This window comes from Arthrobacter sp. CAN_A2 (genome assembly GCF_015752045.1).
Taxonomy (GTDB): Bacteria; Actinomycetota; Actinomycetes; order Actinomycetales; family Micrococcaceae; genus Arthrobacter_D.
The window spans coordinates 246,186-268,533 of sequence record NZ_JADOUS010000005.1; the positions used below are offsets into that span (position 1 = coordinate 246,186).

Sequence of the window (22,348 nt, forward strand, 5' to 3'; positions counted from 1 at the left end):
TGGCGGACCAGGGCGGGTTCGGATGCTGACGCAGCGGAGCGCGGAACTACTCGGGGACGGTCGCCTCGAGTGCTGCCGGTGCGTCCTCGATCTCCTTGGGAGCGCCGTGCCCGATGAAGGTGAAGCGTGCTTCCGCACCCTCGCCCTCCACGTCGATGTCGATCCGCTCGCCGGACTTGATCTCGCCGAACAGGATCTTCTCCGAGAGCTGGTCCTCGATCTCGCGCTGGATGGTGCGGCGCAGCGGCCGCGCGCCCATCGCCGGGTCGTAGCCGCGGGTCGCGAGGAGCACCTTGGCTGCGGGCGTGAGCTCGATCGACATGCCCTTGTCGGCCATGCGACCGCTCAGGCGCTCGAGGAACAGGTCCACGATCTGGACGATCTCGTCCTGCGTGAGCTGCGGGAACACCACGGTGTCGTCCACACGGTTGAGGAACTCGGGGCGGAAGTGCTGCTTGAGCTCCTCCTGCACCTTGGCCTTCATCCGGTTGTAGCTCGTGCTCGTGTCGGTGCCGGACTGGAAGCCCGTCATGACGCCCTTCGAGATGTCCCGCGTACCGAGGTTGGTGGTCATGATGATCACCGTGTTCTTGAAGTCCACCATGCGGCCCTGACTGTCCGTCAGCCGACCGTCCTCGAGGATCTGCAGGAGCGAGTTGAAGAGATCGGCGTGCGCCTTCTCCACCTCGTCGAAGAGCACCACCGAGAACGGCTTGCGGCGGACCTTCTCGGTCAGCTGCCCGCCCTCCTCGTAGCCCACGTAGCCCGGGGGGGCACCGAAGAGCCGCGAGACGGTGTGCTTCTCGGAGTACTCGGACATGTCCAGCGTGATGAGGGCGTCCTCCTCACCGAACAGGAACTCGGCGAGCGCCTTGGCGAGCTCGGTCTTACCCACACCGGTGGGACCGGCGAAGATGAAGGAGCCGCCCGGACGCTTCGGGTCCTTGAGGCCGGCCCGCGTGCGGCGGATGGCCTGGGAGATGGCCTTGATGGCCTCGTTCTGCCCGATGACCCGCTTGTGCAGCTCGGCCTCCATGTTGAGCAGTCGCGAGGACTCGGCCTCGGTCAGCTTGAACACGGGGATACCGGTGGAGTTCGCGAGCACCTCGGCGATGAGTTCCTCATCCACCTCGGCGATGTCGTCCAGTCCCCCGGACTTCCAGCGACGCTCCTTCTCGCTGCGCTCGTCGTGGAGCTTCTGCTCCTTGTCGCGCAGCGCCGCGGCACCCTCGAAGTCCTGGGAATCGATGGCCGATTCCTTCTCCCGCTTGACGTCCGCGATGCGCTCGTCGATCTCCTTGAGCTCGGGCGGCGCGGTCATCCGGCGGATGCGCAGCCGCGCGCCCGCCTCGTCGATGAGGTCGATCGCCTTGTCCGGAAGGAAACGGTCCGAGATGTAGCGCTCGGCCAGCGTCGCCGCGCTGGTCAGCGCGCCGTCGGTGATGGAGACGCGGTGGTGCGCCTCGTAGCGGTCGCGCAGGCCCTTGAGGATCTCGATCGCGTGCGCCACGGAGGGCTCGGCGACCTGGATGGGCTGAAAGCGGCGCTCGAGGGCGGCGTCCTTCTCGATGTGCTTGCGGTACTCGTCCAGGGTGGTCGCGCCGATCGTCTGCAGCTCTCCACGCGCGAGCATGGGCTTCAGGATCGACGCGGCGTCGATCGCACCTTCGGCGGCTCCCGCTCCGACGAGGGTGTGGATCTCGTCGATGAACAGGATGATGTCGCCGCGGGTGCGGATCTCCTTGAGGACCTTCTTCAGGCGCTCCTCGAAGTCACCGCGGTACCGGGAGCCGGCCACGAGGGACCCGAGGTCCAGCGTGTAGAGCTGCTTGTCCTTGATGGTCTCGGGGACGTCACCGCGCACGATCGCCTGGGCGAGGCCCTCGACGACAGCGGTCTTGCCGACGCCCGGCTCACCGATCAGGACGGGGTTGTTCTTGGTGCGGCGGGAGAGGACCTGCATGACGCGTTCCATCTCCTGCTCGCGCCCGATCACGGGATCGAGTTTGGATTCGCGGGCAGCCTGGGTCAGGTTGCGGCCGAACTGGTCCAGCACCACCGATCCGGCAGGGGTTCCCTCCTGCTGGGGACCGCCCGCGGCAGCGGGCTCCTTGCCCTGGTACCCGGACAGCAGCTGGATGACCTGCTGGCGGACACGGTTAAGGTCGGCCCCGAGCTTGACGAGGACCTGCGCGGCGACGCCCTCACCCTCGCGGATGAGACCGAGCAGGATGTGCTCGGTGCCGATGTAGTTGTGGCCGAGCTGGAGCGCCTCCCGCAGGGAGAGCTCCAGGACCTTCTTGGCCCGGGGGGTGAAGGGGATGTGACCGGACGGGGCCTGCTGGCCTTGGCCGATGATCTCCTGGACCTGCTCCCGCACGGCACCCAGCGAGATGCTGAGCGACTCCAGCGCCTTGGCGGCGACACCCTCACCCTCATGGATCAGGCCAAGCAGGATGTGCTCGGTGCCGATGTAATTGTGGTTGAGCATGCGGGCCTCTTCCTGGGCCAGCACAACAACTCGACGGGCACGATCTGTAAATCTTTCAAACATCAGACACACACTCCTAGCTAACGCGTAATTCGATGCTACGGGCACGGGGTGTGCTTTGGGCGCGTGTTCGCCACAGGCGAGATAACGCCGGAGGGCTTCCGCCCCGGCGCCTCCTCGGGGTGGTCAGCGCTGGGCTGCCCGGTACGCCTCGACGATCTCGCCGTTCACGCGTCCGCGGGAGGAGACGTTGTAGCCGTTCTCCTTCGCCCACTCACGGATCTGGGCGGCTTCCTGGTTGCGCGACGACGACGCCGCGCTCGAGGTGTTCGACCGCTGCTTCGACTGGCTGCCACGACGGGCCGCGCCGACGTAGTCGGACAATGCCGACCGCAACTCCGAGGCATGCGTCTCCGAGAGGTCGATCTCGTACTGCACGCCATCCAGTCCGAACCGCACGGTTTCGTCGGCTTCTCCGCCGTCGATGTCATCGATGAGAATAATCTTTACCTTCTGTGCCACGGTGCTCTCCTAATAATCTTCGATTTGAATGCCCCATAAATGATTATGCGGCACCGTCCAATCGAGGTCAAAGAAGGGCATTTCTATGTGCACTAGCTTTCCTGTTCGCCCTTTTCCTCCGCCGCCGTCCCGCGGTCGCGCGCATCCTCGGCGTCCTGCAATTCCTCCGCGCGCGCCATGGCCTCGCGTTCGGCCCGGTCGGCGTTGAATATGGCCTTGATCACGAAGTAGAAAAGCACTGCCAAGCAGGCTGAGGGTAGGAGGACCGCCACATATTCCACGACTACTGGCCGCCTTCGGGCTTGAGAATGGGGAAGAGGATCGACTCGCGAATTCCGACGTTCGTGAAAAGCATCACGAGGCGGTCGATTCCGAGTCCGATGCCGCCCATGGGAGGGGCACCGTATTCGAGTGCCCGGAGGAAGTCCTCGTCCAGCTGCATGGCTTCGTGATCGCCGGCCGCGGCCTGGCGGGACTGCTCCGTGAGCCGCTCGCGCTGGATGACCGGGTCGATGAGCTCGGAGAAGGCCGTTCCGCGCTCCATGCCCCCGATGATCAGGTCCCAGGCCTCGATCAGCCGTGGGTCCTCGCGGTGCGGGCGGGCGAGCGGCTGGGCGGACGGCGGGTAGTCGTAGACGAAGGTCGGCTGGATGAGCGTGGGCTCCACGATCTCCGAGAACAGCTCCAGCACCACCTTCTCGGCGCCCCACGCCGGGTCGAGGGAGACCTCGTGCCGCTCGGCGATGGACCGCAGCTCCTCCACCGGAGTGTCGGGCGTGACCTCCTGGCCCACGGCCGTGGACAGGCCGGGGTAGACGCCGAGCCACGCCCACTCGCCGTCGAGCTCGATCGTGCCCTTCGCCGTCTCGATGGTGCGCGATCCGAGCAGGTCGGCGCAGGCGAGGATCATCTCCTTCATGCGGTCCGCCATGACGAACTGGTCCGCGTAGGCCTCGTAGCACTCGAGCATGGTGAATTCCGGGCTGTGCGTGGAATCCACGCCCTCGTTGCGGAAGATGCGCCCGATCTCGTAGACGCGGTCGATCCCGCCGACGACCGCGCGCTTCAGGTACAGCTCGAGGGCGATCCGCAGGGTCATCTTCTGGTCGAACGCGTTGAGGTGCGTGGCGAACGGGCGCGCCGTCGCGCCGCCGTGGACGAGCTGGAGGACGGGCGTCTCCACCTCGATGTAGTCGTGGCGGTTGAGCGTCTCCCGGACGGTCCGCGTGATGGCCGCGCGCGTGCGCACCATCTGGCGGGCCTCCTCGCGCACCATGAGGTCAACGTAGCGCTGGCGCACGCGTGTCTCCTCGTTCACGCCCGCGTGCAGCGTGGGCAGCGGGCGGAGGGCCTTGGACGCCATGGTCCAGGAAGCGGCCATGACGGACAGTTCGCCGCGGCGGGAGCTGATGACCTCGCCGCGCACCTGGACGTGGTCGCCGAGGTCCACGAGGGCCTTCCACTCGGCGAGGCTGTCGGCGCCGATCTCGGCGAGGCTCAGCATGACCTGGAGCCGCGTGCCGTCGCCCTCCTGCAGGGTCGCGAAGCACAGCTTGCCCGAGTTGCGGATGAAGACCACGCGGCCGACGACGGCGGCGTGCTGCCCGCTCGATTCCCCGGTGTCGAGACCGGCGAACTGCTTCCGGATCTCCCCCAGCGAATGCGTGCGCTCCGGCCGGACCGGGTAGGGCTGCATTCCGGCGTCGAGCAGGGCTGCGCGCTTCTGCAGCCGAAAGCGCATCTGCTCGTTGAGGTCGTCCGCGGGGAGGGTGTCGTCGTGGGTCACGGTAGACAAGTTTACGGCTCCCGTCCGGGCGTCCGGGCCGGTGCGGGTCAGTGCGGGGCCGGCAGGGTGGTGTTGTCGATCAGCCGGACGGCGCCCACCCGGGCCGCGACGACGGCGAGGGCAGCGTGCGGCGCGGGGCCGGAAGCCGCGGTGGGAGCGAAGGAGGCCGGATCGACGACGTCGAGGTAGTCGAGGTCCACGCCCTCCGCGGCGGTGATCCGCGCACGGGCGGCAGCGAGGTCGAGCGGTTCCCCGCGCGCGGCCCGATCGCGGAGTGCGGCCAGCGTCCGCGACAGGACCAGGGCGGCGGAGCGCTCGTCGTCGGACAGGAACCGGTTGCGGCTCGACAGCGCCAGGCCGTCGTGGTCGCGCACGATCGGCACGCCCTCGATGCGCACCCGCAGGTCGAGGTCCAGCACCATCCGGCGGATGAGGGACAGCTGCTGGGCGTCCTTCTCGCCGAAGTATGCGCGGTAGGAGGCCCGGGTGGCGGGCTGTGCCAGGTTGAGGAGCTTGGCGACGACGGTCAGCATGCCGTCGAAATGGCCCGGGCGGGAGGCCCCCTCGAATACTCCGCCCGCAGGGCCGGCACTCACGCGGACCAGCGGCTCCCCGCCCGGGTACATGTCCTCGACGGCCGGGGCGAACACGAGGTCCACGCCCTGGGCCCCGAGCAGCCGCAGGTCCTCGTCGAGGGTGCGCGGGTAGCGGTCGAGGTCGGCCTGGTCGCCGAACTGCAGGGGATTCACGAAGATCGACGCGACGACGACGTCGTCGGCCGTGCGCGCGGCACGGGCCAGCGCGGCGTGGCCCGCGTGCAGGCCGCCCATGGTGGGGACGAGACCGAGCGAGAGCCGGGCGTCCCCGGCGTCCGCGGCGTCGGCCCGTGACCGGGCGGCGTCCAGCAGGGTGGCCGTGGCCGCGCGGAGTTCCGCGGGGGTGGAGACGAGGAGCGGGATGGCCGGGCGGTCTGGGCCGGTCGGGATCACGGATGGTCCTTCGGGAAGTGGATGGATGGCGGACCCGCGGTCGGGGCCTGCCGGGGCAGGAGGAGTCAGGACGGCAGCCCGCCGGGGGCGTCCGGACCGCCGGGAGCCCCGGGTGCGGGCGCTCCGGCCTCACCCGGTGCATCCGCGAGGATCGCGAGGATCGCGTCCCCCTGGGCGGGCGAGAGGACGCCCCGCTCGAGGGCGCGCAGGGCCGTGGCACGGGCCATGCCCAGGTAGGCCTGGCGCGTGTCCGCGGCGTCGTGCGCCTCGAGCGCCGCACGGTGGGCCCGGACCGTCCCGGCGTCCCCCCGCGCCACCGGGCCCGTCAGGGCGCCTTCGCCCGAGGACAGCGCGTTCTCGAGGGAGGCCTTCATGAGCGGGCCGAGCATGCGGTCGGGCTGCTGGACGCCGAGGTCCACGAGGAGCTGTGCGGACTGGGCGGCGATGGTGACGAGGTGGTTCGACGCGTGGGCGAGGGCCGCGTGGTACAGGGCACGCGACTCCTCCTCGATGACCACCGGCTCTGCGCCCATCTCGACGACGAGCGCCTGGGCGATGGGCAGTACGGCGGACGGCGCGGTGACCCCGAACATGCTGTCCGGGAGGCGCCCGAGATCCAGCGACAGCCCGGTGAAGGTCATTGCCGGGTGGATCGCCAGCGGGATGGCACCGGCCGCGCGGGCCGGAGCCAGCACGGAGGTGCCGTAGCGCCCGGACGTATGGACCACGAGCTGCCCGGCCTGCCACGCGCCGAGCCGGGCGAGCCCCTCGACCAGGTCCGGCAGGGCGTCGTCGGGCACCGCGAGCAGCACGAGTTCGGCCCGCTCGATGATGTCGGGGATCTCGAGCACCGGCACCCCGGGCAGGAGGTTCTCGGCCCGCTCACGGCTGGCCTCGGAGACCGCGGAGACCCCCACGACGGCGTGCCCGGCCGACCGCAGGGCGGCACCCAGCACGGAGCCCACCTTGCCCGCGCCCACGATGCCGACGCCGAGGCGACCGGGCCGTCGGGATGCGTCAGTGCCGGCCATCGGCGACCTCCTCGGCGTTCCGGGGTGACGGCGTGTAGCGCGGCGCGACGGGCATCACCTGGTGGGGAGCCGGCGATGCCTGCCCGGCGTGCGGCGTGGCGTCGTCGACGGGAGACCCGCCCTCCGCGGGGAGCGCCGCGGAGGGCTGCGCGACGGCCGGTCGCATCCACTGTTCGGGACCGCTGCGGCGCCGCGCCTCCGCGGCACGCGCGGCCTGGCCGTGGAACAGCTCCCACGCCGTCGGGGCGTCGGCGAGCGTCACGCGCGGGCTCACGGGACCGGGTGTCGTGTGCAGGACCAGATGTGCCACGCGGAAGCGGCGGTCCACGGGCCCCTGTTCGATCGCCAGCGACTGGGTCCGCTCGTGCGGGACGACGGCGAGCCGCCGCCACAGCACGCCGGAGCGGACGAGCAGGGCCGTCCCGGTCACCGCGAAGCCGGTGCGCCGCCACGCCAGCGGCGCGAGCCACAGTGCGCGGCGGGGGCTGGTGACGAATCCTTCCCCGCCGTCGCGGCCGTCCATCCCGGCGGCGAAGACCTCGACGGGCCGCCCGGTGCCGGGGTCGGGCAGGACGAGGGCGAGGATCTGCAGCACCTCGTCGCGCGTGCCAACGGGCAGGAGGGTGGCGCGGGCCTGCCCCTCGTTCGACGCCGATGCGCCGTACCCGGCCACGTTCGCCGTCACGCGGTACCACCCCTTGAGCCGCCAGAGCGGCGACTGGACGATCCCCAGCGCCTGCACCCGCCCGGGAGGCACGGTCTGCGCGCGCGTGTCCAGGAGTCCGTACCGGATCCGGAGGCCGTCGGGGGAGGTCGCGGCGCGGAAGTTGTACCCCGTGCTCAGGGCGGACCAGTAGGACCCCGCCACGCCGATCAGGATCGGGATGAAGGACGTCGCGACGATCGGGGTCTCGAACACCACTCCGAGGGTGATGATGACGATGGTGGCCACCACGAGGGCCATGCTCGTCCCTGACAGGACCGCGGATCCGATGACCCGTCCCGGCGGGACCACCACCACCTCGCGCTCGGGCGCTTCGACGATCTCCTCCGGATGCTCAGGATCCGGATCCACCCCCGCGGCCCGGGCGAGGATGGTGGCACGCAGCCGGCGGGCATCGTCGAGCCGCAGGAAGGCGAGCCGGACCGCCGACTCCCCGGCGTCCGCCACCTCGAACTTGAGTTCGGCGAGTCCGAAGATGCGGGCGAGGAACGGCTGAACGATGTCGATGGCCTGGACCCTGTCGAGCCTCGCCTGCCGCTGCTGACGGAACACGACGCCGGAGTGGACGCGGACGTGGTCACGGGTGATCTGGTAGCGGGTGCAGTACCAGGAGAGGAGGAACGCGCCCGCGACGATCGTGACGATGCCCAGCAGGATCCCGACGGCGGCGAGGACGCCGAACCCCTCGGGCAGGGGGGAGCGCTCGCGCGGCCCCGGGCCGAACAGTCCCTCGAACCAGTCGCGGCCCACGAAGTAGAGGACGGCGACGAGGGCGATCCACCCGCGCACGAGAGGCGAGATGACGTGGACGCGCTGCCACCGCTCGACGGGGCCGGCCTGCTCGGCGGCGTCGCCGGCCGCCGGCTGCGGCACAGCGGGCGGCGGTTGCTGCGGGTCAGTCACAGCCCTGCCAGCCGGGCTTGTCCGCGCGCGGACAGCTGCTCGCGCAGCCTGGCTCCTTCGTCGGTCGGCAGCCCCGGGATCTCGGCGTTCGTGGCGGGCGATGCCGTGTGGAGCTTGAGGGTGCAGATCCCGAAGGCCCGCTCCAGGGGGCCGACGGCGACGTCGACGTACTGCATCCGGCCGTAGGGCACCACCATGGTGCGCTGGAAGATGACGCCCTGGCGGACGAGGAGGTCGTCGTCGCGCTCGGCGTAGCCGATGGCCGCCACCTGGCGCGGGAGGAGCAGGCCCCGCCACACCGCACCGATGAGCACGACGACGGGCAGCCCCCACGCGAGCCAGAGGGGAGGGAAGGACTCCCAGACGCCGGTGAGGCGCAGGACGAGCGGTATGCAGGCCAGGACGAGCCACACCAGCGATCCGATGAGCCAGCCGAGCACCCTGACCCGCAGGTACTTCGGTGACACCCTGGACCACTCGAGCCCCGACGGGTCGATCGGTTCCCTACGCATACTCCCCCTCGCTCTCCCCGCCCGGTGCGCCCGTGCCGTCGTCGTCGGATGGGAGCCTGCAGAAGTCCTCGACCACCAATCCCACCATGATCATGACGATTCCACCCACCATGAGGGCCACCGATCCCCAGAGGGGCGCCAGGGTGGAACGGACCGACAGGAGCGCCACCTGGTCGACGAAGATCCCGGCGTGCCAGCCGAGGCTCACCGCGCCGGCGTAGGCGCAGGCCTGGGCGAGGACGAGGGTGCGCGTGGCGAGGATCGGATCGAGCGGGCGGTCGCGCTTGCCGTTGCGCCAGCGCAGCACGCGCCGGCCGAATACGAGGGTGATCGCGATGATCACCGCCGTGGTCACGAGGGACGTCAGCGGGAGGGTCGGCGTGCCGTAGCCGTTGCGGGTGGCGAACCAGTTGACCAGCCAGCCGGCGAGTCCGGCCACCAGCCCCACGAGGGCCAGCCAGCGGAACCGAAGGGTGCTCACAGCGTCCTAGACTCCCTCGAAGGGCACCAGGCCCGCAAGGTCCTCGGCTTCCGCGGCGAGTTCGGCCACGGGCCGTCCCCCGAGTTCGGCCCCGGCATCCATCCATGCCCAGGGCTGGAGGACGAAGGCGCGGGTCGCCGCACGGGGGTGCGGGACGGTCAGGGTCTCGTCGTCGGAGACCCAGGTCCCGTAGGTGATGATGTCGACGTCGAGCGTCCGCGGGCCCCAGCGGACGGTGCGCTTGCGGTGATGCCGTTCCTCGACGGCCTGGCAGTGGGCGAGCAGCTCGTGCGGGCCCAGGTCCGTCTCGATCTCGATCACCATGTTGAGGTAGTCGGGCTGCTCGGGACCGCCGACGGGCTTGGTGCGCACCACGGGCGACACCGCGCGCAGGCGGACGTCGTCCGATCCGACGAGGTCGGCGACGGCGAGCACCAGGGTGTCGTTGCTGGCTCCCAGGTTGCTGCCGAGGGCCAGCACGGAGCGCACCGTGCCGCTCACGCCCGGCTCCTGCGGAGCGTCACGGCCACGTCGCCGAACGGCACCGCGATGGGGGCCTTCGGCTTGTGGACGGTGACGTCGACCGCCGCGACGGGGAACGCCGCGAGGATGGCGGCGGCGATCGTCTCGGCGAGGGCCTCGATGAGGTCGAAGGGATCGCCCTGGATGATCCCGTGCACCAGTTCGGCGACCTCCCCGTAGTGCGCGGTGCGGGAGAGGTCGTCGCTGGTGCCGGCGGGCTGCAGGTCGAGGTGGAGCGTGAGGTCCACGCCGAAGGGCTGGCCGTCACGGCGCTCGTGGTCGAACACGCCGTGGTAGCCCTTGGCCGTGATGCCCGTGAGCAGCACGGTGTCGAGGTCTCCGGAGGGCGAGCCGGGCCGGCCCGGGCGCGGCGCGACCCTCGCGTCCCCCGTCACGGTCGCGGGCTGACGGCAGCCGCGGCCTTGACGGCGTCGAGCGTCGCGGCAGGATCATGGACGCGCACGCCCCAGGCGCCGGCCGCGGCGGCCAGGGTCGCGACGGCGAGCGAGGCGTGGTCGCGCTCCACGGGTGCGGCCGTCTTCCCGGCCGCGGTGAGCAGGGTCCCGAGGAACCGTTTCCGGGAGGCGCCCACGAGGACGCGGTGCCCGAGCCCGGTGAAGGCGTCGAGATTGCGGAGGATCGCCCAGTTCTGCTCGTCGGTCTTCGCGAAGCCCAGCCCCGGGTCGAGGATGATCTGTTCGGCGGCGACCCCCGCCGCGACGAAGCGGTCCCGCAGCGCGGTGAGTTCGCGCACCACGTCGGCGACGACGTCGTCGTACTCCGCCAGGCCGCCCATCGTCGCGGCGGTCCCCCGGCGGTGCGTGAGGATGTAGGGGACCTCCCGCTCGGCGACCAGCGCCGGCATCGCGTCCTCGTACCCGGCGCCGGAGATGTCGTTCACGATCGCTGCGCCGGCGTCGAGGGCCTGCCGGGCGGTCTCCGCGTGCATGGTGTCGATGCTCACGAGGGCTCCCGCCTTCACGAGCGCCGCGACGACGGGCAGGACCCGCGTCAGCTCCTCCTCGACCGGCACCTCCCGGGCGTTGGGGCGCGTGGACTCGCCGCCGACGTCGATGATGTCCGCCCCGCCGTAGTGCATCCGCAGCCCGTGGCCGATGGCGTCGTCCGTCGTGGCATACCGTCCCCCGTCGCTGAAGGAGTCGGGGGTGACGTTCAGGATGCCGAGGACAACCGCGCGGTCCGAGGGGAGGTCGCGAACCGTCCTGGCGACCCGGACCGGCCGGATCACGGGCAGCGGCGAGGTCGCCGGTCCGGTTCCGGGCGTTGCGGCGAGTGAATCCATCGGGGCGGTCCTACCTTCCGAGTATGAGGCTCATGGCCTCGGCGCGCGTCGCCGTCTCACGGAGCTGGCCGCGGACAGCCGACGTGACGGTCTTGGCGCCGGGCTTCCGCACCCCGCGCATCGACATGCACATGTGCTCGCACTCGATGACGACGATCGCGCCCTTGGGCTTCAGGTGTTCCATCATCGCATCAACGATCTGGCTGGTCAGCCTCTCCTGGATCTGCGGGCGCCGCGCATACACCTCGACGAGCCGGGCGAGTTTGCTCAGTCCCGTGACCCGGCCGTCCGCCGAGGGGATGTAGCCGATGTGCGCCGTCCCGTGGAACGGCACCAGGTGGTGCTCGCAGGTGGAGTAGAACGGGATGTCCTTCACCAGCACGAGTTCCTGGTGGTCGATGTCGAAGGAGGTCGAGAGGACCTCTCCCGCATCCTGGTGCAGCCCCGAGAACATCTCCGCGTAGGCCTTCGCCACGCGTTTCGGGGTGTCGAGCAGCCCGTCGCGGTCGGGGTCCTCGCCGATGGCCGCCAGAATCTCCCGGACCGCCCGCTGGATACGGAGCTGGTCCACGGGTGATCCGGTAGCGGCCAGCGCGGCATCCACCACTTCGTCGTCGAAATCTGTCACGGGTTCTCCCCTTCGGTGTGGCACTCTTCGCCGCCGGCCCCATGGCCGAGGGCGTTCCTCTCCAGGACCGTCGTGCTAGCCGTCCGTGCTCTCCGTGCCGCCCGCGGCGTTCCTCGGCCCGCTCTCCGACGACTCGGGCGACGGCAGCTCCGATGCGTGCACGTCGAAGTCGTTCGGGAGGTTGGCGTGGGCGATCTGGTCCTGCGGCGCCACGGTCTCCGGGGCGGGCTGGCCCCCCTCGAGGGCTTCAGCGCGTTCCTTGCGCGAGGTGACCGGCGGCAGCGAGTGCACGGGGCGGGTCTGCTTGGACAGCCAGACCTCCCGCAGCTCACGCTTGCGGACGTTGGTGAAGACCTCGGCGATCTCGGCCTGGTTGAGGGTCTCGCGCTCGAGCAGCTCCAGGGCGAGACGGTCGAGGACGTCACGGTTCTCGGTGAGGATCTGGTAGGCCTCGTCGTGCGCGTTGTCGATCAGCCGGCGCACCTCCTCGTCGACGACGAGGGCGAGCTGGTCGGAGTAGTCGCGGTCGCTGCCCATGTCGCGTCCGAGGAACGGCTCCCCGGCGCCCTGGCCCAGCTTCACCGCACCGATGCGTTCGCTCATCCCGTACTGGGTGATCATCTTGCGCGCGGTCCCCGTGGCCTTCTCGATGTCGTTCGAGGCCCCCGTGGAGGGGTCGTGGAACACGATCTCCTCGGCGACCCGGCCTCCCATCGCGTAGGCGAGCTGGTCGAGGAGTTCGTTCCGCGTCACGGAGTACTTGTCGTCACTCGGCATCACCATGGTGTATCCCAGGGCGCGTCCGCGCGGCAGGATGGTCACCTTGGTGACCGGATCGGTGTTGCGGAGGGCCGCGGCCACGAGGGCGTGGCCTCCCTCGTGGTACGCCGTGATCTTCCGCTCGAGTTCCTTCATCACGCGGCTGCGCTTCTGCGGCCCGGCGATGACGCGGTCGATCGCCTCGTCCAGGGCGCGGTCGTCGATCAGCTGCGCGTTGGAGCGGGCCGTGAGGAGCGCGGCTTCGTTGAGGACGTTCGCGAGGTCGGCACCCGTGAAGCCCGGGGTCTTCTTGGCGACGCCCCTGAGGTCGACGCCGGCCGCCATCGGCTTGCCCTTGGAGTGCACGGTGAGGATGTGCTCGCGTCCCCTCATGTCCGGTGCCTCGACGCCGATCTGGCGGTCGAAGCGGCCCGGGCGCAGGAGCGCGGGGTCGAGGACGTCGGGGCGGTTGGTCGCCGCGATCAGGATCACGTTGGTGTTGGCGTCGAAGCCGTCCATCTCGACGAGCAGCTGGTTGAGGGTCTGCTCCCGCTCGTCGTTGCCGCCGCCCACGCCCGCACCGCGGTGGCGTCCGACGGCGTCGATCTCGTCGACGAAGATGATGGCCGGTGCGTTGTTCTTGGCCTGCTCGAACAGGTCCCTGACACGGGAGGCGCCGACGCCGACGAACATCTCCACGAAGTCGGACCCCGAGATGGAGTAGAACGGCACGCCGGCCTCGCCGGCGACCGCCCGGGCGAGGAGGGTCTTGCCGGTGCCGGGGGGTCCGTAGAGGAGCACGCCCTTGGGGATCTTGGCTCCGAGGGCCTGGAACTTCGCCGGCTCCTGGAGGAACTCCTTGATCTCGAGCAGTTCCTCGACCGCCTCGTCCGCCCCGGCGACGTCGTTGAACGTGACCTGGGGCATGTCCTTGGTGATGAGCTTGGCCTTGGACTTGCCGAACTGCATGACCTTGGAGCCGCCGCCCTGCATGCGGCTGAGGAGGAACCAGAAGATGACGCCGAGGATGAGGATCGGGACGATCAGGCCGGCGAGGCTGAGGAGCCAGTTGCTCTCGGCCGGCTGGTCGGTGAAACCGTCCGTGTCCGAGGCGTCGATCGCGTCGACCACGCCCTCCGCACGCGCGGTGCTGTAGAAGAACTGGACGCTCTTGCCCATGTCCTCGTAGTCCTCGCGCAGGGTGAGGTCCACGCGCTGCTCGCCGTCGTAGATCTTGGCCTGCGAGACCTGGTCATCTTCGAGGAGCTGGAGCCCGACGTTGGTGTCGACGCGCGAGCTGCCCGTGCCGAACAGGCTGGGCAGGACCAGCAGGAGCGCCACGACGGCCAGGACGATCCAGAAGATGGGCCCCTTGAAGATGTTCTTGAATTTCATTCGTCTCAGGGCGGCAAGCCCTGTCCCTCCTGCTGATGCAAGTAAAAATGTGCGGGCGCACTGCCGTACGGGTGCCCCCTGAGCACCTCAACATATACACCGTCTGAGATTGACCACGCGCGGATCCGGCCAATAGTTCCCTCATGGCGTAGCGGCGGCGGGCCGCGGGGCCGGGGTCCTACTCGTAGACGTGCGGCGCCAGCGTGCCGATGAAATCGAGGTTGCGGTACTTCTCCGCGAAGTCGAGGCCGTAGCCGACCACGAACTCGTTCGGGATGTCGTAGCCGACGTACTTGACGTCGATCTCGACCTTCGCGGCGTCGGGCTTCCGCAGGAGGGTGCAGATCTCGACCGAGGCGGGGCCGCGGGACAGGAGGTTCGCCTTGAGCCAGGAGAGCGTCAGGCCGGAGTCGATGATGTCCTCGGCGATCAGGACGTGCTTGCCCATGAGGTCCGTCTCGAGGTCCTTGAGGATCCGCACGACGCCGGAGGACTGCGTACCCGACCCGTAGGAGGAGACGGCCATCCAGTCCATCGTGATGTGGGAGTTCAGGGCCCGCGCGAGGTCGGCCATGACCATCACCGCGCCCTTGAGGACCCCCACGAGGAGGATGTCGCGGCCCTGGTAGTCGGCGTCGATCTGCTCCGCGAGCTCGTTGATCCGCTGCTGGATCTCCTCCCGGGTGTAGAGGACGTGCTTGAGGTCTGCCTGGACGTCGTTCGAATCCACCGATTACTCCTGGATTGGCCGACGCGAGTGCTTCCCGCCGGGACCGTTGTTGCTGCCATTGTTCCGTAGAACAAGACTGCCATAGCTTGGTTCTCCGCGAAGAACCGATCGTCCCCGCACCTGGCGGTGCACGCTCACCTTCCCGCCGAGCTGCACGGGACCGGCCGAGCCCTTCCGGTCCAGCAGCGATTCGGCGGCGCGCAGGCGTTCGAAGCTCGGCTGGAACGCGCCGAGCTCGAGGGCGGCGAGCGCGAGGACGCGCTGCCGGAGCGCCGCGGGCAGCGAGCGCAGGCCGTCCTCCGGCAGCAGCACCGTGCCGTCGTCGCCGTCGGTCCGCAGGGACGCGTACGCCTCGGCGCTCAGCTGCTCGAGGAGGTCCGCGTCCTGCCCGAGGATGCGCGCCGTCCGCGCCAGCGCCCGGGCGATGCCCGGTCCCAGCCGGTCCTCGAGGAACGGCAGCACCTCGCCGCGGACGCGGGAGCGCGCGTAGGCCGGGTCGAGGTTGGTGGGGTCGTGCCACGGGTCGAGGCCGTAGAACCCGCAGATCGCCTCGGTGTCGGCCCACCGCAGCTCGAGGAACGGCCGGAGGTACGGTCCGCGGCGCTCCGGCATGCCGGCCAGGGACCGCGTGCCGGAACCGCGGGCGAGGCCCAGCAGCACCTGCTCCGCCTGGTCGTCGAGCGTGTGGCCGAGCAGCACGGCCACGGCACCCAGCCGGGAGGCGGCGTCGTCGAGCGCGGCGTAGCGCGCGCCGCGGGCGGCGGCCTCCGGGCCCACGCCGTCGCGCTCCACGGTGACGCGATACACCTCGACCGGGTCGAGTCCGAGGGCCCGGGCCGCGTCGGCGGCCCGCCCGGCCGTCCCGGCGCTGCCGGCCTGCAGTCCGTGGTCGACGACGACGGCGCCCACGCGGCAGCGGCCGATGTGCGCGAAGTGCGCCGCGACCGCCGCGAGGGCCAGCGAATCCGGGCCGCCGCTGCAGGCGACGAGGACGAGCGGCAGGTCCGCGGGGGCCGGCTGCGGACGGCCGGCCTCACGCCCGCCCGGCCGCGCGGGATCTGCGAGGAGTCCCTCGAGGCTCGCGGCGAGCAGGTTGCGTGCGGTGCCGACCGCGGGGAGCAGGCGCGGGCGCCTAGCCATGACGGCGCAGGCTCATCCTGTCGATCCACTCGTCGGGCGCGTGGATCTCCCGCTCGGTGGGCAGGTGCGACGCCGCTTCCCACACCGCGTTGAAGCCGTCCATCCCGGTCTGGCTGACGACCCTCCGCACGAATTTCGAGCCGTCGCTGTACTGGCGCATCTTCGCGTCCAGCCCCATCAGCTGCCGGATGACCTTCTCGAGGGGGCCGCGGGACTTGCCGCGGGCGTTGAAGCGCCGGCGGATGGTCTTGACGGACGGGACGATGCTGCCGTCCACGCCGTCCATCACGACGTTCGCGTGGCCCTCGAGCAGGCTCATGACGGCGGTGAGGTGGGACAGCAGTGCCTTGTCCTCCGGGGCCTGCAGGATCGAGAGCACGCCGGCGGGCCGCGCGGGCACGCCCTCGGCCGCCGTGCCCGCCGACGCGGTGGCCCCGCCACGGGAGCGCGCCTTGGCCGCGGCGATGTTCCTGACGGCGGCGCCGAGCCGTTCGGAGAGCGTGTCCGCCTGATCCATGAGGCCCGAGGTCAGCTGCCCGATGTGGCTGGTCATGTGGTCCTTCAGCCACGGCGCTGCCGCGAACTGCACCCGGTGCGTCTGCTCGTGGAGGCAGACCCAGAGCCGGAAGTCGGAGGGGTCGACGTTCAGTTCCCGTTCCACCGAGATGATGTTCGGCGCCACGAGCATGAGCCGGCCGCCCGGCCCGTTGCGCGACGGCACGAACGGGTCGTACTGCCCGAGCACCTTGCTGGAGAGGAACGCAAGGATCGCGCCGAGCTGGGCCCCCGTCACGGTCCCGCCGAGCGTCAGGGACGCCGACTTCAGGACCTCCGGCCTCGTCACGGCGAGCTGCTCCAGCGCAGGTTCCATGAGGGCGCGGAAGCTCTGCGAATTGGCCCGGGACCAGGACGCGCGGTCCACGACCAGCAGTTCGGAGTCCCTGAGGTCGCGGGCCGCGTCGAGCCGCGAGATCGTGTGGACGTGGCTCACGGACACGCCCGCGAGGTGGCGCATGTTCTCGACGGCACGGTTGATGTCGGCCGGTGTCATGGTGGGCCCTGCGGGGGTCAGGGACGCGGCCGTGGAGGCCGCGACATCCCAGTTGACCAGCTGCGGGCGGGGCGTGGCTGACTCGTTCCTGGACATGCGCCTATTCGATCACATCCCGCCGGCGGCGACTCCCAGGGGTGGGGGCCGGGCCCGGCCTGGACGTCACGGCCGGCGGCAGCCGCAGCCGGCGAGGATCGCGGCCGCGCGGTCGGCGGCCGCCCTCGCCTCGACCGTGGTGCCGTCGAGCCCGGCCGCGAGGAAGGAGAACACGAGCAGGCGGCCGTCGGCGGTGACCACGTGCCCCGTGAGCCCGGTGACCGCGTTCAGCGTCCCCGTCTTGGCGCGGACAGTGCCCGCACCGGCGGCGGCGGGTCCGTCCGCCGCCGTGAACCGGGTGGCGAGCGTCCCGGTGAGGCCCGCGATGGGCAGCGACCCGGCGACGGCGGCGACGCCCGGCCGCTCCGACGTCGTGATCCCGCGCATCAGCGCGGCCAGCTGCGCGGGTGAGACGGCGTTCCGGGCGGACAGGCCGGCGGCGTCCCCGACCAGCAGCCCCTCCCCGGGGACCCCCGTCCTCACCGCGGCGGCCGCGATCGCCTCCGTGCCGCCGCCTGACGAGGCCGGGCGTCCGCTCCCGTGCGCCGCGATCCGGGCCAGGGCCTCCGCGAGGTAGTTGTCGGAGGTCTCCAGCATGTGCCGGACCTGGTCCTCCAGGGGTGCCGAGTCGACGGCCGCGAGCCGTTCGGCGTCCTCGGGGGCCGCCCTGCGCTGCACGTCCGGGACCACGGTGATCCCGCGGTCCGCGGCCGACGCCACGAGGGCCGCACTGAACCCGCGGGCTGCATCGAGGGCCGCGTCCTGTGAGCGCGGGCCGCCGCCGCGCCCCTCCTCGAGCCAGGCGGAGTTGACGGCCAGGGAGTGGACCGGTGCGATCTCGCCGGCCGCCACGTCCCCCTCCGCCCAGGTGGGGTTGAGGGTCGCGCCGACGAACAGGGTGTCGTCGAGGTACACGGTGTAGGTGCCCGGACCCGGCAGGGCGGCGGCCGCCTCCGCGGCGAGGGTCCCGAGGCCGGCATGCCCCACGACGGCATCCGGATCGGACGGGCCGGAGCCGAGGAGGACGTCGCCGCCGCCGTGGAGGTAGAGGGCTCCCGGCGTCGATTCCGCAGCGAGGACCGACGTCGTCAGGACCTGCCCCGGCTGCCCGAACGTCATGGCGGCCACCGCGGTGAGGAGCTTGATGTTGGAGGCCGGCGCCTGCAGGCGTGCGGCGTCCCGCGCGTAGAGGACGGTCCCGTCCGTGGAGTCGACGACGGTCCCGGCGAAGGTGCCCGTTCCCGGGAGCTGGAGGGCCGCGTCGAGCTCGGGTCCCAGGACCGCCGGGTCCGGTACCGGTGCCGACGGCGAGAGCGGGGTGACGACGTCGGGCACCGTGACGACCGTCGGCGGGACCTGGGCTGCCGGCGTGACCGGCGGGGCCACCACCGGCTGCGGGGCCAGCACCGCCAGCACGCCGGGCCCGAGCTGGGTGGCCACGGGGACGGCGAGCGCTGCCATGACCAGGACCAGCAGGAGACCGGTCAGCAGGCGGAGCGGGCGCACGGGGTGTCCTTTCGCGGGGTGTCGGGAGGAGCATCGCAGGTACGGGAAATGCCCGGGTACCGGCGGCCGACCGATATGTTAGGGCTGACGATCAAACAGTAGACCGGCGGAGCCCTCTTTCCCCGAGGGCACGGCTGCCGGCTGAACCCATCGACCTACCCCAGGAGTTGCCATGAAGCTCGACGTCACCATCGAGATCCCGAAGGGCTCGCGCGTCAAGTACGAGATCGACCACGAGACCCACCGGCTGCGCCTCGACCGCGTCCTGTTCACGGCCATGCAGTACCCCACGCACTACGGCTACTTCGAGAACACCCTCGGCGAGGACGGCGACCCGCTGGACGCGCTGGTCATGCTGCAGGACTTCGACCTCATCCCGGGCGTCCTCGTCGAATCGCGCCCCATCGGCGTCTTCAACATGACCGATGACGGTGGCGGGGACGCCAAGGTGCTCTGCGTGCCCGTGGACCCGCGCTTCGACCACATCCAGGAGCTGTCCGACGTCTCGGACTTCCTGCTCGACGAGATCAAGCACTTCTTCACGAAGTACAAGGACCTCGAGCCGGGCAAGTGGGTGGAGGCCGCGGACTGGGCGGGCCGCGAGGAGGCCGAGGCGGAGGTCGAGGCCTCGCTCCAGCGCTTCAAGGACCTCGGCGATGCGAGCGCGCAGGACGAGCCGCAGGGCCGCTCCGTCGACGTCGAGGCGAAGAACGCCACGGAGACGCCCGAGGGACACTAGCCGGGAGCAGGAACGGGGCCCCCGCCGTCCGCCCCTCGGGGCAGGACGGCGGGGGCTCTCTCCTGTCCGGGCCACGGACGCCGCCGCCGGCGCGAAATCAACGTACTTGCGTTGATTCGTGCAGCTGGGACTCCATACTGAGGCAATGCACTACGTCCTGACGATCAACCAGCGTGACTCGCGTGAGGTCGGGGACCTCACGGCGGACCTGCTGAAGGCGCTGCGCCACGTGCCCGCTGCGGTGCCGTTCCAGCGGTCGGTCGGCGACGAGGTGCAGGGCGTGGTGGAGTCGGCGACCACGGCCGTGGATGCGGCGCTCCGCGCCCTCCGCCACCGGCGCTGGCACGTGGGCATCGGCGTCGGCGGCCTCACGCCCCCTGTCCCCGAACGCCTCGTGGATGCGGAGGGCTACGGCCTCGTGTACGCGCGCCGCGCGGTCGACAGGGCGCGGAGGACCGGTGAACGGATCCCGCTCGCGGTCGAGGGGCCGGACGGCGACGTCGCGGCCGAGGCGGAGGCCGTGCTGCGACTGCTGGGCCAGATCGTCGCCACGCGGACGGACGCCGAATGGGCCGTCCTGGACCTCATGACGCCGGGGGCGCGGGGACAGCAGAAGTACGTCGCGCAGGAGCTGGGGATCACCACGCAGGCCGTCAGCCGCGCCGTCGTCCGCTCGCACTGGACGGAGGAGTGGGCCACCCGGCCCGCCGCAGCCCGGCTGCTGGACCTCACGCACGGACCCGCATCCCTCCCTGCAGCGTCCCTGGCCTACTGAACCACCTGCAGGACCACCCGGTGATCCACGGGAGCGGCCGCTGATCTCCGCCGGTCAGACGAGGGAGCGGAGGACCTTCGCCGCGCCGTCGTCGTACACGCTGCCCGTGACCTCCGAGGCGGCGGCACGGACCTCGTCAGGCGCCTGCCCCATGGCGACGCCGCGACCGGCCCACTGGAGCATCTCGATGTCGTTGCGGCCGTCACCCACGGCGACCGTGAGCGCCCGGGCGGTGCCGAGGCGGTCCCTGAGCACCTCGAGGGCGCTGGCCTTCGTGACCCCGGCCGCGGCGATATCGAGCCAGGCGGTCCAGCCCACCGAGTAGGTGACGCCGTGCAGGCCGATCGAGGCGACGGCCTCACCGAACTCCTCGGCCGAGCTGTCGGTGCTGAAGACCACGACGCGCACGGCGCGGGACTCGAGCATCTCCTCGAACCCGACGCTCTCCGCCTCCGAGCCGAAGCTCGCATCCTGGAAGCTCTCGGTCGAGAGGAACCTGCCGCGGTCGTCCTCGAGCGCGTACTTCGCGGACGGCAGGCGTTCCCGCAGGGCGCTGAGGGCCGGCCTCGGGTCGAAGGTCACGCGGTCGATGACCTCGAACCCCGCGGGGAGGGCGGGGTCGACCCTCAGGGTGACGCCCCCGTTGGAGCACACGGCGTAGCCCCGCGTGATGCCGAGGTGCCCGATCACGGGCAGCGTGGCCCCGAGGGAGCGCCCCGTGGCGATGATGACGTCGTGTCCGGCTTCGATGACGGCCTGTGCGGCGTCGCGGACCTCGTCGGTCATGTTCCCCTCGTGGTCCACGAGGGTGCCATCGACGTCGAGGGCCACCAGATGCTGTGTGCGATTCTCCTGCCGGTCATCGATGCCGGCGTTGCTCAAGGTACTCATACGTCCCAGTGAAGCAGACGCCGCCGACCCCAGGGTAGGGCAGGGCTCACAGTACCGGGAGGATTTCCAGTCCCTTGAGGTACGGGCGCAGGGCGGCGGGGACCGTCACCGAGCCGTCCGGATTCTGGTGGTGCTCGAGGATCGCGACGATCCAGCGTGTGGTGGCGAGGGTCCCGTTGAGGGTCGCGACGGCGCGCGTGCCCTTCTGGCCCTCCCCCTCCTGGCGTTCGCGGATGTTCAGGCGGCGGGACTGGAAGGTGGTGCAGTTCGACGTCGAGGTCAGTTCGCGGTAGTCGCCCTGCGTGGGGACCCACGCCTCGCAGTCGAACTTGCGGGAAGCGGACATCCCGAGGTCGCCGGCCGCGGTGTCGATGACCCGGTAGGGCAGCTCCACCTTCGCGAGCATCTCCTCCTCCCAGGCCAGCATGCGCGCGTGCTCGGCCGGGGCGTCCTCCACCGTGGTGTAGGTGAACATCTCCACCTTGTTGAACTGGTGCACGCGGATGATCCCGCGGGTGTCCTTGCCGTGCGAGCCCGCCTCCCGGCGGTAGCAGGACGACCAGCCCGCATAGCGCAGGGGACCCGCGCCGAGATCCAGGATCTCGTCGGAGTGGTACCCGGCGAGTGCCACCTCGGAGGTGCCCACGAGGTAGAGGTTGTCCTCCTCGAGCCGGTAGATCTCGGCGTCGTGGGCGATGTCGAACCCGGTGCCCTGCATGGTCTCGGGGCGTACGAGGGTAGGGGTGATCATGGGCGTGAAGCCCGCCTCGATCGCCTGGTCCAGCGCCATCTGCAGCAGGGCGAGCTCGAGGCGCGCGCCGACACCCTTCAGGAAGTAGAAGCGCGATCCGGAGACCTTGGCGCCCCGCTCCATGTCGATGGCCCCGATGAGCTCGCCGATCTCGAGGTGGTCGCGGGGCTCGAAGCCCTCGGCCGTGAAGTCGCGGGGGGTCCCGACCTTCCTGACGACCACGTAGTCGGCCTCGCCGCCCTCCGGCACGCCGTCCTGCACGAGGTTGGGGAGCTTCCGCAGCAGCGCCTCCTGCTCCGCCTTGGCCTCCTCGGAGGTCGCGGCGGCCGTCTTCACGGCGGCTGCGAGCTCCTTGACCTCGGCGAGCAGCGCCTGCTTCTCCTCGCCCCTGGCCTGGGCGACCCGCTTGCCGAAGGCGTTCTGCTCGGCGCGGAGCGTCTCGTAGGCCGTCACGGACTCCCGGCGGCGCGTGTCGGCGGCGAGGACGGCGTCGACCAGCGACTCGTCCGCCCGGCGGGCACGCTGCGATGCTCGGAACTGCTCGGGATTCAGGCGGAGGTCGTTGACGTCGATCACCCGCTAAGACTACCCAACGTCCGGTGACCGCCCGGCCCGGCGGGGAG

The 22,348-nt window shown here is 70.9% G+C and carries 22 protein-coding genes; 2 read left to right on the plus strand and 20 right to left on the minus strand.

The genetic code is table 11. The features are described 5' to 3' along the window. Positions 1 to 46: 46 nt before the first annotated feature. From IWX63_RS08555 to dacB, 18 genes are all read right to left on the minus strand, one after another. Positions 47 to 2,554 (minus strand): ATP-dependent Clp protease ATP-binding subunit, encoded by a 2,508-nt coding sequence (locus tag IWX63_RS08555; protein WP_199277722.1) that lies wholly within the window; start codon positions 2,552 to 2,554, stop codon positions 47 to 49. A 123-nt stretch (positions 2,555 to 2,677) separates the two neighbouring features. Continuing rightward, on the minus strand, positions 2,678 to 3,013 hold the full coding sequence (locus IWX63_RS08560; protein ID WP_199277723.1) for a histone-like nucleoid-structuring protein Lsr2: 336 nt from the start codon (positions 3,011 to 3,013) through the stop codon (positions 2,678 to 2,680). 92 nt (positions 3,014 to 3,105) lie between these two features. Next, positions 3,106 to 3,258 (minus strand): hypothetical protein, encoded by a 153-nt coding sequence (locus IWX63_RS08565; protein ID WP_334685752.1) that lies wholly within the window; start codon positions 3,256 to 3,258, stop codon positions 3,106 to 3,108. 38 nt (positions 3,259 to 3,296) lie between these two features. Then, entirely contained in the window at positions 3,297 to 4,799 is a 1,503-nt protein-coding gene (lysS, locus tag IWX63_RS08570) for a lysine--tRNA ligase (RefSeq protein WP_334685743.1), read from the minus strand. A 47-nt stretch (positions 4,800 to 4,846) separates the two neighbouring features. After that, the gene (gene panC / locus IWX63_RS08575; RefSeq protein ID WP_334685744.1) at positions 4,847 to 5,788 is read right to left on the minus strand and encodes a pantoate--beta-alanine ligase; all 942 of its coding nucleotides are present in this window, start codon (positions 5,786 to 5,788) and stop codon (positions 4,847 to 4,849) included. Positions 5,789 to 5,853: 65 nt separating this feature from the next. Beyond that, positions 5,854 to 6,819, minus strand: a complete 966-nt coding sequence (locus IWX63_RS08580) for a Rossmann-like and DUF2520 domain-containing protein (protein ID WP_199277725.1) — start codon at positions 6,817 to 6,819, stop codon at positions 5,854 to 5,856. Then, positions 6,806 to 8,446, minus strand: a complete 1,641-nt coding sequence (locus IWX63_RS08585) for a PH domain-containing protein (RefSeq protein ID WP_199277726.1) — start codon at positions 8,444 to 8,446, stop codon at positions 6,806 to 6,808. Before IWX63_RS08585 ends, IWX63_RS08580 begins: the two co-directional genes overlap by 14 nt. Then, a complete protein-coding gene (locus IWX63_RS08590) occupies positions 8,443 to 8,958 on the minus strand; it encodes a PH domain-containing protein (protein ID WP_199277727.1) in 516 nt (171 codons plus the stop codon). The genes IWX63_RS08585 and IWX63_RS08590 overlap by 4 nt, the downstream gene beginning before the upstream one ends. Continuing rightward, on the minus strand, positions 8,951 to 9,439 hold the full coding sequence (locus IWX63_RS08595; RefSeq protein WP_199277728.1) for a DUF3180 domain-containing protein: 489 nt from the start codon (positions 9,437 to 9,439) through the stop codon (positions 8,951 to 8,953). The genes IWX63_RS08590 and IWX63_RS08595 overlap by 8 nt, the downstream gene beginning before the upstream one ends. Before the next feature lie 6 nt (positions 9,440 to 9,445). Next, complete coding sequence (folK, locus tag IWX63_RS08600) at positions 9,446 to 9,940, minus strand: 2-amino-4-hydroxy-6-hydroxymethyldihydropteridine diphosphokinase (protein ID WP_199277729.1); 495 nt, start codon at positions 9,938 to 9,940, stop codon at positions 9,446 to 9,448. After that, a complete protein-coding gene (folB, locus tag IWX63_RS08605) occupies positions 9,937 to 10,356 on the minus strand; it encodes a dihydroneopterin aldolase (RefSeq protein ID WP_199277730.1) in 420 nt (139 codons plus the stop codon). The genes folK and folB overlap by 4 nt, the downstream gene beginning before the upstream one ends. Next, the gene (folP, locus tag IWX63_RS08610) at positions 10,353 to 11,264 is read right to left on the minus strand and encodes a dihydropteroate synthase (RefSeq protein ID WP_199277731.1); all 912 of its coding nucleotides are present in this window, start codon (positions 11,262 to 11,264) and stop codon (positions 10,353 to 10,355) included. The genes folB and folP overlap by 4 nt, the downstream gene beginning before the upstream one ends. Positions 11,265 to 11,274: 10 nt before the next feature. Further along, positions 11,275 to 11,892, minus strand: a complete 618-nt coding sequence (gene folE, locus IWX63_RS08615; protein ID WP_199277732.1) for a GTP cyclohydrolase I FolE — start codon at positions 11,890 to 11,892, stop codon at positions 11,275 to 11,277. Between the two features lie 75 nt (positions 11,893 to 11,967). Beyond that, positions 11,968 to 14,046: an ATP-dependent zinc metalloprotease FtsH gene (gene ftsH / locus IWX63_RS08620; protein ID WP_199277733.1), complete on the minus strand. Its 2,079-nt coding sequence runs from the start codon at positions 14,044 to 14,046 to the stop codon at positions 11,968 to 11,970. Between the two features lie 178 nt (positions 14,047 to 14,224). After that, on the minus strand, positions 14,225 to 14,776 hold the full coding sequence (hpt, locus tag IWX63_RS08625; RefSeq protein ID WP_199277734.1) for a hypoxanthine phosphoribosyltransferase: 552 nt from the start codon (positions 14,774 to 14,776) through the stop codon (positions 14,225 to 14,227). Positions 14,777 to 14,779: 3 nt separating this feature from the next. After that, complete coding sequence (tilS, locus tag IWX63_RS08630; protein WP_199277735.1) at positions 14,780 to 15,916, minus strand: tRNA lysidine(34) synthetase TilS; 1,137 nt, start codon at positions 15,914 to 15,916, stop codon at positions 14,780 to 14,782. After that, positions 15,909 to 17,063, minus strand: a complete 1,155-nt coding sequence (locus IWX63_RS08635) for a zinc-dependent metalloprotease (RefSeq protein ID WP_199277736.1) — start codon at positions 17,061 to 17,063, stop codon at positions 15,909 to 15,911. The genes tilS and IWX63_RS08635 overlap by 8 nt, the downstream gene beginning before the upstream one ends. Positions 17,064 to 17,129: 66 nt before the next feature. Next, the gene (dacB, locus tag IWX63_RS08640) at positions 17,130 to 18,569 is read right to left on the minus strand and encodes a D-alanyl-D-alanine carboxypeptidase/D-alanyl-D-alanine endopeptidase (protein ID WP_199277737.1); all 1,440 of its coding nucleotides are present in this window, start codon (positions 18,567 to 18,569) and stop codon (positions 17,130 to 17,132) included. 172 nt (positions 18,570 to 18,741) lie between these two features. On the opposite strand from dacB, the gene IWX63_RS08645 reads away from it, so the two are divergent. Continuing rightward, positions 18,742 to 19,308: an inorganic diphosphatase gene (locus IWX63_RS08645; protein WP_199277738.1), complete on the plus strand. Its 567-nt coding sequence runs from the start codon at positions 18,742 to 18,744 to the stop codon at positions 19,306 to 19,308. A 145-nt stretch (positions 19,309 to 19,453) separates the two neighbouring features. Then, positions 19,454 to 20,083, plus strand: coding sequence for a hypothetical protein (locus tag IWX63_RS08650; RefSeq protein ID WP_199277739.1), 630 nt, complete (start codon positions 19,454 to 19,456; stop codon positions 20,081 to 20,083). 54 nt (positions 20,084 to 20,137) lie between these two features. Here the strand turns inward: IWX63_RS08650 and IWX63_RS08655 are convergent, their stop codons facing one another. Both IWX63_RS08655 and serS read right to left on the minus strand, forming a co-directional pair. After that, positions 20,138 to 20,974 (minus strand): HAD family hydrolase, encoded by an 837-nt coding sequence (locus IWX63_RS08655; protein ID WP_199277740.1) that lies wholly within the window; start codon positions 20,972 to 20,974, stop codon positions 20,138 to 20,140. Positions 20,975 to 21,020: 46 nt separating this feature from the next. Beyond that, entirely contained in the window at positions 21,021 to 22,301 is a 1,281-nt protein-coding gene (serS, locus tag IWX63_RS08660) for a serine--tRNA ligase (protein ID WP_199277741.1), read from the minus strand. Positions 22,302 to 22,348: the final 47 nt, after the last annotated feature.

What these genes read in the sequence shown, in the direction of transcription:
- IWX63_RS08555 (WP_199277722.1), bottom strand. Translation starts at nt 2,554, where the DNA reads ATGTTTGAAAGATTTACAGATCGTGCCCGTCGAGTTGTTGTGCTGGCC.
- IWX63_RS08580 (WP_199277725.1), bottom strand. Translation starts at nt 6,819, where the DNA reads ATGGCCGGCACTGACGCATCCCGACGGCCCGGTCGCCTCGGCGTCGGC.
- IWX63_RS08590 (WP_199277727.1), bottom strand. Translation starts at nt 8,958, where the DNA reads ATGCGTAGGGAACCGATCGACCCGTCGGGGCTCGAGTGGTCCAGGGTG.
- folP (WP_199277731.1), bottom strand. Translation starts at nt 11,264, where the DNA reads ATGGATTCACTCGCCGCAACGCCCGGAACCGGACCGGCGACCTCGCCG.
- ftsH (WP_199277733.1), bottom strand. Translation starts at nt 14,046, where the DNA reads ATGAAATTCAAGAACATCTTCAAGGGGCCCATCTTCTGGATCGTCCTG.
- tilS (WP_199277735.1), bottom strand. Translation starts at nt 15,916, where the DNA reads ATGGCTAGGCGCCCGCGCCTGCTCCCCGCGGTCGGCACCGCACGCAAC.
- IWX63_RS08635 (WP_199277736.1), bottom strand. Translation starts at nt 17,063, where the DNA reads ATGTCCAGGAACGAGTCAGCCACGCCCCGCCCGCAGCTGGTCAACTGG.
- IWX63_RS08645 (WP_199277738.1), top strand. Translation starts at nt 18,742, where the DNA reads ATGAAGCTCGACGTCACCATCGAGATCCCGAAGGGCTCGCGCGTCAAG.
- IWX63_RS08650 (WP_199277739.1), top strand. Translation starts at nt 19,454, where the DNA reads ATGCACTACGTCCTGACGATCAACCAGCGTGACTCGCGTGAGGTCGGG.
- IWX63_RS08655 (WP_199277740.1), bottom strand. Translation starts at nt 20,974, where the DNA reads ATGAGTACCTTGAGCAACGCCGGCATCGATGACCGGCAGGAGAATCGC.